Annotated in this window: 7 protein-coding genes; 3 read left to right on the forward strand and 4 right to left on the reverse strand. The window is 70.1% G+C overall.

The annotated features are described in order from the left end of the window. Window positions 1-4431 (forward strand): polymorphic toxin-type HINT domain-containing protein, encoded by a 4431-nt coding sequence (locus AB0953_RS24025; protein ID WP_366861607.1) that lies wholly within the window; start codon window positions 1-3, stop codon window positions 4429-4431. Window positions 4432-4526: 95 nt separating this feature from the next. After that, window positions 4527-5099 (forward strand): hypothetical protein, encoded by a 573-nt coding sequence (locus AB0953_RS24030; RefSeq protein WP_366861608.1) that lies wholly within the window; start codon window positions 4527-4529, stop codon window positions 5097-5099. 83 nt (window positions 5100-5182) lie between these two features. Here the strand turns inward: AB0953_RS24030 and pyk are convergent, their stop codons facing one another. The 3 genes from pyk to pta all read right to left on the reverse strand — a co-directional run bounded on the left by pyk (window position 5183) and on the right by pta (window position 10088). Beyond that, complete coding sequence (gene pyk, locus AB0953_RS24035; protein ID WP_366861609.1) at window positions 5183-6613, reverse strand: pyruvate kinase; 1431 nt, start codon at window positions 6611-6613, stop codon at window positions 5183-5185. 63 nt (window positions 6614-6676) lie between these two features. Then, entirely contained in the window at window positions 6677-7894 is a 1218-nt protein-coding gene (locus tag AB0953_RS24040; protein WP_366861610.1) for an acetate kinase, read from the reverse strand. 91 nt (window positions 7895-7985) lie between these two features. Beyond that, the gene (gene pta, locus AB0953_RS24045) at window positions 7986-10088 is read right to left on the reverse strand and encodes a phosphate acetyltransferase (protein WP_366861611.1); all 2103 of its coding nucleotides are present in this window, start codon (window positions 10086-10088) and stop codon (window positions 7986-7988) included. Window positions 10089-10313: 225 nt separating this feature from the next. Between pta and AB0953_RS24050 the strand changes: the two genes are divergently transcribed. After that, window positions 10314-11339: an ATP-dependent 6-phosphofructokinase gene (locus AB0953_RS24050; RefSeq protein WP_366861612.1), complete on the forward strand. Its 1026-nt coding sequence runs from the start codon at window positions 10314-10316 to the stop codon at window positions 11337-11339. 27 nt (window positions 11340-11366) lie between these two features. Here the strand turns inward: AB0953_RS24050 and AB0953_RS24055 are convergent, their stop codons facing one another. Beyond that, on the reverse strand, window positions 11367-12059 hold the full coding sequence (locus AB0953_RS24055; RefSeq protein ID WP_366861613.1) for a helix-turn-helix transcriptional regulator: 693 nt from the start codon (window positions 12057-12059) through the stop codon (window positions 11367-11369). Window positions 12060-12261 lie beyond the last annotated feature (202 nt).

Consider the following 12261-nt stretch of genomic DNA (forward strand, 5'->3'; position numbering starts at 1 on the left):
TTGACCACCACCGCCATAGCCACGGCCGCGGCTGTCACCTTCACTGGAAGTGGCCTCCAGCCATCGGCAGGTGCGATGCACGCCGCGGCTCTGGCCGACGAGGCCACGCCCTTCGACCCTGCTGCGGCACAGAAAGCCCGGGAGGCGCAATGCCTGCTCGGCAACGTACTGAGCAAGGGCGGAACCGGGATGAAGGCCGTCGCCCGTGCAGGGTTGAACGGCACGGATTCCGAACTGCTCGCCGCCGCGGCGCGCAACTACTGGGAGACCACGCCTCTCTCGACTGCGTACAAAGCAGACCATGCCGCTGCAAACGCCAAGTTCGACGAGCTGGACGCCAGGAGCAAGGCTTGGCGAGCCCCCCTGTACATGAACGACATTCCGCCCGGCTACTCGAATGTCGAATTCCAATGGCCGCCAAAGGATCCCACCGTCTTCATGGCCACTGGCTATGCCGAATGGATTGCCGGACGGTACTGGCAGGGTGAAAGCGACTTCTATACAGATCCGCACCCGTTAGCGAGCAAGGAGTCCGTCGACGCGGCCAAGAAGATCGCGCAATCACGGTACTACCCGGCGACAGCCGAAAACTACGAGGACCGCAAGGAGTGGGAATGGCACATGGTGGGATCTACCCCCATGTATGCCGACGATGCCCGTATCTTCCTGCAGAACGGCGGCTTCCCCACCAGCGCTCCCGCCCCGGACACGATGGAATTCCGCATTGATGTGGAGCAGCTCAAAGCGCGCTTCGCGTCCTGCGCGACCAGTAACCCGCCAGACCCGCACCAGGTCCTGAACAACGAATTGGCGGTCGCGTCCCAGGAGTGGCAGTCCGAAGTAGCCGGGCAGCGCACCCAGCGGGACTCGATCCTCGGGGCCGAGCAGGCCGCTTCGAAGGACCTCCAGATCGCCGCCCAGGCCATGGCCGAGGCACTCGGCCAGTCCATGATCGTGAGCCGGCTGACCGACTGGGAGGCACACTTCCTCAAGGTTCCGGCAGGCAGCGGACGGCCGCCGGCGAGCGAGTTCACCAAGGCCCGGACCGGGATCGAGCAGGCTCAGGCCCGCGCGACCGGGCGGCTGTACGTGGCCTCCCGCGCGGCCCAGGATGCCGAAACACAGGCTGCCAAGGTGACCACCGCGCAGAACGCGGCGTACGCGATAGCCGACAAGGCAGGCCTGCCACGCGGCCGCGGTCTCCTCTACGGCCAGCAGGCGGCGCAGGTCACCAAGGCGTCGGCGGCTGCCGCCCAGGCGGCGGCCAAGGCCACCGAGACCGCGCTGAACGCGACGCGGGCCTCGGCTGCCGACAGCAAGACCCTGAACGCGCTGGCGATGACGCAGGCGCATGCCTCGAAGGCGGAGTTCCGCCGTAAGGCCGCCGAGGAGGCTGCAGCCCAGGCGAAGGCCTCGGCGGAGGGCGCCGCGGCGCAGGCGGTGAAGGCCGCGGAGAACGCTGCGAAGGCGAAGGCAGCGCAGGTCAAGGCGGAGAACGCCGAAAAGGAGGCCAAGACGGCGGCGGCGGACGCGAAGGCCAAACGGGAGAAGGCCGAGGCGGAGCGGGACTACGCCAAGTCGCAGAAGGAGCTCGCCGAATCGGAGCGGGCGAAAGCCGCGACGGCGGAGGCTAGGGCCCAGACCCAGCGGACCGAGGCGGGGAACAAACTGGCCGCGGCGCAGACCGCGGGAACCACGGCCGAGAACAAGATGAAGGAAGCGGTCGACGCCGAGAAGAAGGCCGTAGCGGCCCGGAACAAGGCGGTCGACGCGGAACAGCAGCGTGACGCCCTGGAGGCCAAGGCTTACGCCAAGGAGTCGAAGGCCGCCGCGGACGAGGGCACGGACGCGGCCGAAGCGTCCCGTACGGCGGCCACCGCCGCGCGTACCGCTGCCGACAACGCGGCCACGGCAGCGACGGCAGCACGGGCCGAGGCGAACACCGCGACCGAGGCCGCGACCAACGCGAGAGCGGCGGCCACCCGTGCCCAGGGGGCGGCCAAGCGCGCCCAGGCAGCGGCCGACGCGGCCAAGCGGGACGTCGCGGTGACCGAGGCCGCCGTCCAGAAGGCGCATGCGGCGGCGGCCGACGCCATCGATGCGTCGGACGCGGCCAAGTGGAACGCGATCACCGCGAAGTCGCAGGCAGAGACGGCGCATCAGAAGGCGGAGAAGGCCAAGACGGACGCCACGGCGGCCCGCAGCGAAGCGGTGGCGGCAGGAGCCGAATCCATCCGTACGGCCGGATTCGCCTTCGCCACGGCGCAGGCGGCCGTGGCCGCCAGTGAGTCGGCGATGCAGGTGGTCAAGCCGGCCAACGACGCCATCGAGCTGGGCTCTCCGTACAAGGAGACCGATTCCTCGGCAGGTCTGGCCGTGCTGACCGGCCAGGCCGCGAAGACGGCGGCGGAGCAGCAGGCGGCCCTGGCCCAGGCCAAGGCGGACCAGGCCGGCAAGGCTGCGGCCGAAGCGAAGAAGCTCGCCGAGCAGGCGGACTCCGACGCCAAGGCGGCGGCGGAGGCTGCGCTGCAGGCGGCCGACTGGGCCGCCAAGGCAGCCAAGTCGGCACAGGCCACGCAGGCCTCGGCCAACGAGGCGGCGACGGCGGCGAAGGCAGCAAAGGCGGCCGAGACCAGGACCGTCGAGTACAACCGGCAGGCCACGGCCGACGCCGGTGCGGCCCAGGCCGCGGCCACCACGGCAGGTACCTATGCCTCCGCCGCGGACGCCGCAGCCACGGACGCGGAACGCGACGCCGCTGCCGCCCGCAAGGCGGCCACGGCGGCGGAGGCCGACGCGGCGACCGCGAACACGGTCGCGACCAAGGCCGAGAACGACGCCACCACGGCGGAGGCGGCGGCGACCCGGGCCCAGGAAGCAGCGAAGGAGGCACAGGACGCGGCGACCCGCGCGGAGAACCAGAAGAGCCGCGATGCCATCACCACGGGTGGTGTGACCGGTTTCAAGGGTGTGTTCATCCGCCCCAAGATCGAACCGATCGGAGACCCGGTCGACCAGAACAAGTGCGTCCTGGACATCGGGTTCGACGGTTGCACGGTGAAGTTCAAACTGACCTACAACCTCACCATCGACTTCTACCAGTGCACGGACCCGGCAGCCTCGGAGCACGTGACCGAGGCGAACTGCCCGGCCGAGTACGTGACCTGGATCGATGCCCAGAACATGGGTGTGCAGACGTACTTCAAGGATGTGTACTTCAGCCGGCTGGAGATCGCCCTGATCTTCGACAAGGTGTTCCTGAAGACCCTTTGGCAGATGCTCACGGACGACTTCTTCAACTGCGCCAAGGGTGATCTCAAGGCGTGCGTGTCGGCGGGCATCGACCTGGCCATGGGCACCGCAAGCAAGCGGATGGAACTCCTCATGGAGGCAATGCAGGCGTACCGCGTCGTGATGAAGACCGGCGCGAGCCTGGAGGAGGCCAGGGCGCTGGCCAAGAAGGCCGAGATGGACCCCAGCACGGTCGCCGCTCTCGAACGCGAGGTCGATCTGTCCCAGCGGCTGTTCGGCTCCTGCAAGCGGAACAGCTTCCCCGCGTCGGTACCCGTACTCATGGCGGACGGTTCGCACAAGCCGATCGGGTCGGTGCGGGTCGGCGACGTGGTGATGGCAGGCGATACCGCTTCGGGCACGGCCAGGCCGGAACAGGTGACCGCCGCCTTCCGGCACGACACGAGCCGACTGATCGACATCACCCTGGCTGACGGCAGCCGCCTGAGCACCACGGCGGGCCATCGGCTTTTCGTCGTGGGCCGCGGCTGGACCTATGCCTCGGACCTGGCGGTGAATGACCGGCTGCGGGATCCGGCGAGCCGGGAGCAGGTGATCGCAACTCTGGGTGATCGCGGGAACATCACTCCGGTGGACGTGTTCGACCTCACCGTCGACGGCCTGCACACCTTCTTCGTTCAGGCCGGCGGCGCAGCGCCGGTGGACGTGCTCGTCCACAACTGCTTGGACATCGTCGGTGACGAGGGTGTTTCGGGTGCCCACACCATGTCGGACCATGTCGGTCTGGACCGGGCGAAGATTCTGGAGAAGCTGAAGAAGAGCTCGGACGTCACTGAGTGGACCGATGAGGCCACCGCGGTTTCCTCCGTGCGACAGGCCTTCGATGAGTGGAGCCAGGTCCCTGGCAACCAGGACAAACTGCTCGCGTGGCTGAAGGTGCAGCAGAAGAAGACGAGCTTCGATCCGCGCACCGACCTCTTCCAGATCCAATGGGAGTTGCGTGGCCAAGGCTCCCTCGGCAAGGTGTGGCGGTCCGGCCCGCCGGATGCCCAAGGCAATCCCACCATCGGTTCGACGCCGGTAGGGAACACGGTGATCATCCAGATCAAACAGGTGAAGAAGAAGGTCGACGGCAAACATCAGGACGGGTACGTCGTGTACACGACCTACCCCAAGTAAAGGACGCACTGGTGACGCAGGTTCCTCGCCGACTCGGTTCGGACATCGGGCTCAGCGGCTTGATGAAAACGTTCCACTACCCACGGACGCACAGGATGTCCATCGCTCTGGCCCACGTGGGGTGGTTCGCGGAGCGCGAGGACGGCGCGTTCGCCCATCAGCTGCTGGATGACACCAAGCGGCTGCTGGCTTCGGACCTGTCCGGCCCGGAGCTGTCCGCGCTGTGGCAGGCGGGGACGTTCCGGGACTTCGATCTCGAAGCCTGCGGAATCGAGGGACGCCAGTGGCTCACCTGGATCGAGGAGATCGCCGAGTACCGCATCACCTGGAACATCGGTGAGGCACCCGTCCCGCTGGATCCGCCGCCCGCTCGCGGGCTGGCGGAAGCGGTGCTGGGCGAGATCGCCTCAGTGGCCCAGGATCTGGAGTCGGCCACGGCCGGGCACTCCTACGCCGCGGTGCCCGGCGTGGTTCCGGCGCTGCGGCGGGTCGTCGCCGAGGCCGATCCGGATCTCGGTTTCCGGCTGCTGCTGCGCGTACTCAAGTCCTACTTCGTACCGATCGGCCCCACGCGCGTCGCCGGGTACCAGGCGCTCGCGGAGCCGCTGGGGCTGGAGAGGGCGCTTGTCGAGGACGGCGATTTCAACGTGCGGCCCGATCTCGGCTGAGCAGCCGGAAACCACCGAGGGCGGCACCCGGATCCCCTTCGGGATCCGGGTGCCGCCCTCGGTCTCTGTGCGGCAGGGGCGGGTCAGGAACGCTCGGTTCCGCCCAGGTGGTGGACCCGGACCATGTTGGTCGTGCCGGGGACGCCGGGGGGCGAGCCGGCCGTGATGACCAGGGTGTCGCCGGCGTCGTAGGCGCTCAGCTTGACCATCTCGGAGTCCACCAGCTCGACCATCGCGTCGGTGGTGTCCACGTGCGGGACGACGTACGACTCGACGCCCCAGCTCAGCGTGAGCTGGTTGCGGGTGTTGACATCGGTGGTGTACGCCACGATCGGCTGCGCCGCGCGGTAGCGCGAGAGCCGGCGGGCGGTGTCCCCGGACTGGGTGAAGGCGACCAGCGCCTTGCCGTCGAGGAAGTCGGCGATCTCGCAGGCGGCGCGGGCGACGGAGCCGCCCTGGGTACGGGGCTTCTTGCCCGGCACCAGCGGCTGGAGGCCCTTGGAGAGCAGCTCCTCCTCGGCCGCGGCGACGATCTTCGACATCGTCTTGACGGCCTCGATCGGGTAGGCGCCGACCGAGGACTCGGCCGAGAGCATGACCGCGTCCGCGCCGTCGAGGATGGCGTTGGCGACGTCGGAGGCCTCCGCGCGGGTCGGGCGGGAGTTGGTGATCATCGACTCCATCATCTGGGTGGCGACGATGACCGGCTTGGCGTTGCGGCGGCACATCTCGATGAGCCGCTTCTGCACCATCGGGACCTTCTCGAGCGGGTACTCGACGGCCAGGTCGCCGCGGGCCACCATGACCGCGTCGAAGGCGGCGACCACGGCCTCCATGTTCTCGACGGCCTGGGGCTTCTCGACCTTGGCGATGACGGGGACCCGGCGGCCCTCCTCGTCCATGACGCGGTGGACGTCCTTGACGTCGTTGGCGTCGCGGACGAAGGACAGCGCGACCATGTCGCAGCCCATCCGCAGGGCGAAGCGGAGGTCGTCGACGTCCTTCTCCGACAGGGCGGGGACGTTCACCGCGGCGCCGGGCAGGTTGATGCCCTTGTGGTCCGAGATCACACCGCCCTCGATGACGATGGTCTTCACCCGCGGGCCCTCGACCTCGGTCACCCGCAGCTCGACGTTGCCGTCGTTGATCAGGACCTGGTCGCCCTTGGCGACGTCGCCCGGCAGCCCCTTGTAGGTGGTGCCGCAGATGGACTTGTCGCCGGGGACGTCCTCGGTGGTGATGGTGAACTCGTCACCGCGCACCAGCTCGACCGGGCCCTCGGCGAAGGTCTCCAGACGGATCTTCGGGCCCTGGAGGTCGGCCAGGACGCCGACCGCGCGCCCGGTGTCCGCGGAGACCTTCCGGACGCGGTCGTACCGCTCCTGGTGTTCTGCCTGGGATCCGTGGCTGAAGTTGAAACGGGCCACGTTCATGCCTGCCTCGATGAGTGCTTTCAGCTGCTCATACGAGTCGACGGCGGGGCCCAGCGTGCAGACGATTTTGGAACGGCGCATGAAGCGGATCCTATCGGGTTTGTTTCGAAGCGGAATATTCCGTCTGGTGGAAAGCACAAGTGACTACTCAGTAACGAGCGCGTACGCCTGCGCGGCGATCTCCAGCTCCTCATCCGTCGGGACCACGGCCACGGCCACCCGCGAGTGCTCCGCGGAGACCAGCCGCGCCTGCGGCGAGCGCACGGCGTTGGCCTCGGGGTCCAGGACGAGGCCCAGCTCCTCCAGACCGTCGATGGCAGCCTCGCGCACCGGGTGGGCGTTCTCGCCGACCCCGGCCGTGAACGCCACCGCGTCCACCCGGCCGAGCACCGCCGCGTACGCGCCGATGTACTTCTTCAGCCGGTGGACGTAGGCCGCGAAGGCGAGCCGCGCCGCCTCGTCGCCCTCGCCCGCGCGCCGCAGCACCTCGCGCATGTCGTTGTCGCCGCACAGCCCCAGCAGACCGCTCTTCTTGTTCAGGAGCGAATCGATCTCGTCCACCGAGAGGCCCCCCACCCGCGCCAGGTGGAAGATGACCGCCGGATCCAGGTCGCCCGAACGGGTGCCCATGACCAGGCCCTCCAGCGGCGTCAGGCCCATCGACGTCTCCACGCACACCCCGCCCCGTACGGCCGAGGCCGAGGCGCCGTTGCCCAGGTGCAGCACGATCACGTTCACCTCCTCGACCGGCCTGCCCAGCAGCGCGGCCGTGGCCCGCGAGACGTAGGCGTGCGAGGTGCCGTGGAAGCCGTAGCGCCGGATCGCGTACTTCTCCGCCGTCGAGGCGTCGATCGCGTACCGCGCCACGTGCTCCGGCATCGTCGCGTGGAAGGCCGTGTCGAAGACCGCCACCTGCGGGACGTCCGGGCGCAGCGAGCGGGCCACCTCGATGCCGGTCACGTTCGCCGGGTTGTGCAGAGGGGCCAGCGGGATCAGGCTGCGGATCTCCGCCAGCACCTCGTCGTCGATGACCGTCGGGGCGGTGAACCGGGTCCCGCCGTGCACCACCCGGTGGCCGACGGCGGCCAGCTCGGGGGAGTCCAGGCCCATCCCGTCGGCGGCGAGCTCCTGCGCGACCGCCTGCAGCGCGGCCTCGTGGTCGGCGATGGCGCCCACCCGCTCGCGCCTGCCGCCCGCGGCGCCGGGGCCGGCCAGCGGCTCGTGCACCAGCCGCGAGGCCGCCTCGCCGATCCGCTCCACCAGGCCGACGGCCAGACGGGAGGAGTCCGCCATGTCGAGCAGCTGGTACTTCACCGACGAGGAACCGGAGTTGAGGACGAGGACGCGCGATGCGGTGGTCACGGTGGGAGGTCTTTCCTTCGGGTGGAGGGTGGAGGGTGGGGGAGGGGGAGGTCCGGGGCGTACGGGACGGTCGGGCGGGTCCGGCGCCCGGTCAGGCGGTGGGGGCCGGGGCCGGTGTGCCCGCGCCCCCGCCCTGGGCCTGGATCGCGGTGATGGCCACGGTGGTGACGATGTCCTGCACCAGCGCACCGCGCGAGAGGTCGTTGACCGGCTTGCGCAGCCCCTGGAGCACCGGGCCGACCGCGACGGCGCCCGCGGAGCGCTGCACGGCCTTGTAGGTGTTGTTGCCCGTGTTGAGGTCCGGGAAGATCAGCACCGTGGCCCGGCCGGCCACCTCCGATCCGGGCAGCTTGGTCGCGGCGACCGACGGCTCGACGGCCGCGTCGTACTGGATCGGGCCCTCGATCAGCAGGTCGGGCCGCTGCGCGCGGACGATCTCGGTGGCCTTGCGGACCTTGTCCACGTCCGCGCCGCTGCCCGAGGTGCCGGTCGAGTACGACAGCATCGCGATCCGCGGCTCGACGCCGAAGGCGGCTGCGGTCGCCGCGGACTGCACGGCGATGTCGGCGAGTTGCTCGGCGTTCGGGTCCGGGTTGACCGCGCAGTCGCCGTACACCAGCACCCGGTCGGCCAGGCACATGAAGAAGACGGAGGAGACGATCGAGGCCTCCGGCTTCGTCTTGATGATCTCGAAGGCGGGGCGGATGGTGGCGGCGGTGGAGTGCACCGAGCCGGAGACCATGCCGTCGGCCAGGCCCTCCTGGACCATCAGGGTGCCGAAGTAGTTGGCGTCGGTGACCACGTCGGCCGCCAGGTCCACCGTCATCCCCTTGTGGGCGCGGGCCCGGGCGTAGAACTCGGCGAACCGCTCCCGCAGGGGCGAGGTCGCCGGGTCGATCAGCTGCGCCGCCGAGACGTCGACGCCCAGGTCGGCGGCCTTCTTCAGGATCGCCTGCTCCTCGCCCAGCAGGGTCAGCTCGCACACCCCGCGGCGCAGCACCACGTCCGCGGCGCGCAGCACGCGCTCCTCGGTGCCCTCGGGCAGTACGACGCGCCGCCGCTCGGAGCGGGCCCGTTCCAGCAGCTCGTGCTCGAACATCATCGGGGTCACCCGCTCGGAGCGGGTGACCGACAGCAGCCGGCCCAGCTCGGCGGTGTCCACGTGCCGCTCGAACAGGCCGAGCGCGGTCTCCAGCTTGCGCGGGGTCGCGGCGTTCAGCCGGCTCTGCAGGGAGAAGAGCTCGGCGGCGGTCGGGAAGCTGTTGCCGGCGACCGACACCACGGGCGTGCCCGGCGCCAGCTTCGAGGCCAGCGCCAGGACGTCGTGGCTCGGCCGCTCGTTCAAGGTCAGCAGGACGCCCGCGATCGGCGGCGTGCCCGAGGCGTGCGCGGCCAGCGCGCCCACGACCAGGTCGGAGCGGTCGCCGGGGGTGACGACCAGGCACCCGGGGGTCAGGGCGTTCAGGAAGTTCGGCAGCATCGCGCCGCCGAAGACGAAGTCGAGGGCGTCGCGCGACAGTCCGGCGTCGTCGCCGAGGAGCACCTCGCCGCCGAGCGCCCGGGTGATCTGGGCGACGGTCGGGGCGGAGAGCGACTTGTCCTCCGGCAGCACGTAGCAGGGCACGGGCAGCCGGGCGGCAAGCCGCTCGGCTATGGCGTCCCGGTCCTCGGCGGCCACCCGGTTGACCGTCATCGCCACGACGTGGCAGCCCAGGCTCTCGAAGGCCCGGTAGGCGCTGCGCGCCTCGGCGCCCACCGCCTCGGCCGGGGCCTTGGCGCCGCCCACGACGGGCACGACGACCGCCCCCAGCTCGTTGGCGAGGCGTGCGTTGAGCGCCAGCTCGTCGGGGAGGTTGGTGTCGGCGTAGTCCGTGCCGAGGACGAGCACGACCTCGTAGTTCCGGGCCGCGCGGTGGTAGCGGTCGACCAGCCGGGAGACCAGCTCGTCCGTGCCCTTCTCGGCCAGGATGGCCGAGGCCTCCCGGTACTCCATGCCGTAGGCCGTCGAGGCGTCCTGGTCGAGCCGGTAGCGGGCCCGCAGCAGCTCGAAGAGCCGGTCGGGCGCATCGTGCAGCAGCGGCCGGTAGACGCCGACGCGCGCCGTCCGGCGGGTCAGCAGCTCCATGATCCCCAGTTCGACGACCTGTCGGCCGTCCCCCCGCTCGATACCGGTCACGTACACGCTGCGCGTCACGCGGGCTCTCCGTCCGTCGTCTCTGCCGATTTTCCCCGATAGGGTGGTCTTTCCCTCTTGACAATACCTCCGCGGATGGATAGGGCGCCCCCCGGGAAAGGGCCTCCGGGGGCGGGGTGAACGGCCCACGGCGCCCTCCGCGGCGCGGGAGACGGCAGGGAAACAAGCGGAATAAGTGAAACAATCGGACAAGCGTCACCAACCAGGAGCAGGAGACACAGGACGATGCGTATCGGAGTTCTCACAGCAGGCGGCGACTGCCCCGGCCTGAACGCTGTCATCCGGTCGGTCGTGCACCGCGCCCTGGTCGGGCACGGCGACGAGGTCATCGGCTTCGAGGACGGTTTCAAGGGCCTCCTGGACGGCCACTACCGCCCCCTGGACATCAACGCCGTCAGCGGGATCCTGGCCCGTGGCGGCACCATCCTCGGCTCGGCCCGCATGGAGCGCGCCCGCCTGCACGAAGCCGCGGAGAACGCGCAGGAATTGGCGACCCGGTACGGCCTCGACGCGCTCATCCCGATCGGCGGCGAGGGCACCCTGACCGCCTCCCGGATGCTGTCCGACGCCGGGATGCCGGTCGTCGGCGTCCCCAAGACCATCGACAACGACATCTCCGCCACCGACCGCACCTTCGGCTTCGACACCGCCGTCACCGTGGCCACCGAGGCCATAGACCGCCTGAAGACCACGGCCGAGTCGCACCAGCGCGTGATGGTCGTCGAGGTCATGGGCCGACACGCGGGCTGGATCGCCCTGGAGTCCGGCATGGCCGGCGGCGCCCACGGGATCTGCCTGCCCGAGCGCCCCTTCGAGGTGGACGCGCTGGTGAAGATGGTGGAGGAACGGTTCGCCCGGGGTAAGAAGTTCGCCGTCGTCTGCGTCGCCGAGGGCGCGCACCCGGCCGAGGGCTCCATGCCGTACGAGAAGGGGGAGATCGACGCGTACGGCCACGAGCGCTTCGCCGGCATCGGCAACCGGCTCGCCGTCGAGCTGGAGCACCGCCTCGGCAAGGAGGCCCGGCCGGTCATCCTCGGCCACGTCCAGCGCGGCGGCGTCCCCACCGCGTACGACCGCGTCCTGGCCACCCGCTTCGGCTGGCACGCCGTCGAGGCCGTCCACCGCGGCGACTTCGGCAACATGACGGCCCTGCGCGGCACCGACATCGTCATGGCTCCGCTCGCCTCGGCCGTCACCGAGCTGAAGCGCGTCCCGGAGAACCGGATGTACGAGGCCGAATCGGTCTTCTGACCCACCGGGTGCGGGCGGGGCCGGGGGCTACTGCGGGCCCGAGGCGAAGGACCAGAAGCGGTTCACGATGTCCGCGAGGAACTCGCGGCCGGCGTCGCCCGTTGCGGCCTCGCCGGCGGCGCCGCCCCAGCTCAGGGTGGCCACCATCGTGGACTGGTACTCGGCGTGCAGCCGCTCCAGCACCGGTTCCAGGTGCTGCCTGGGCACCGGCAGCAGCTTGGCGAGCGGCTTGGCGTACGCCTGCCAGCGCGTGGTGGCCGCGCTGCGCAGGATCTCGGCGAGCTCCTCCTGCTTGCCCGTGGCCGCCACGAACTGGGCCAACGTCAGGCCGAGGACCTGGGCCAGGGCGACGGACTGGCGCTCGTTGCCCTTCCAGCGGCCGCTGTCCTCCATCTTCTGGTAGGAGCCCGTGTCCAGCCCGATGCGCCGGGCCAGTTCGTCCGGGGCGAGCCCCCGGGCCATCCGGTGCTCCCGCAGGGTCACCGGCTCGGCGAGCAGTTCGCCGGGCGCGCACCACAGCACGCCGGCGAGCGCGGTCAGCTCGGCGGAACTCGGCGACACCTCGCCGCGCTCCCAGGCCATCACGGTTTCGGGATCGACGGCCAGGCCGTACTGGGCGCGCAGGCCGTAGGCGACGTGGCCGGGTGCCATGCCCAGGGCCGCGCGCAGTCGGCGGGCGGCGGGGGCATTGAAGGGTGGGCTGGATTGCACAGGGCACACCGTAGGAGTGGCCAAGGGGTGACGACTACAGACCGTTCAAACAAGCCCAGAACTCGTAGGAAAGTCCTATGGAGTTCCGGCGTTTCGTCCGGTTTCCCGGCGACTGTCCGGTAATCGGAGCCCCTTCTAGATCCACTTGAGAGCGTACGGTTCCGGCCAGTCGCCGCGATACCCCTGCGCGCGATCTTCACCGATCCCTCGC

Origin of the sequence: Streptomyces sp. NPDC046866 (assembly GCF_040704625.1) — a bacterium.
In the GTDB taxonomy this organism is placed as follows: domain Bacteria; phylum Actinomycetota; class Actinomycetes; order Streptomycetales; family Streptomycetaceae; genus Streptomyces.

Excerpts from the sequence above, each read along its gene's own strand:
- AB0953_RS24030 (WP_366861608.1), top strand. The coding sequence starts at position 4,527 with ATGTCCATCGCTCTGGCCCACGTGGGGTGGTTCGCGGAGCGCGAGGAC.
- pyk (WP_366861609.1), bottom strand. The coding sequence starts at position 6,613 with ATGCGCCGTTCCAAAATCGTCTGCACGCTGGGCCCCGCCGTCGACTCG.
- AB0953_RS24050 (WP_366861612.1), top strand. The coding sequence starts at position 10,314 with ATGCGTATCGGAGTTCTCACAGCAGGCGGCGACTGCCCCGGCCTGAAC.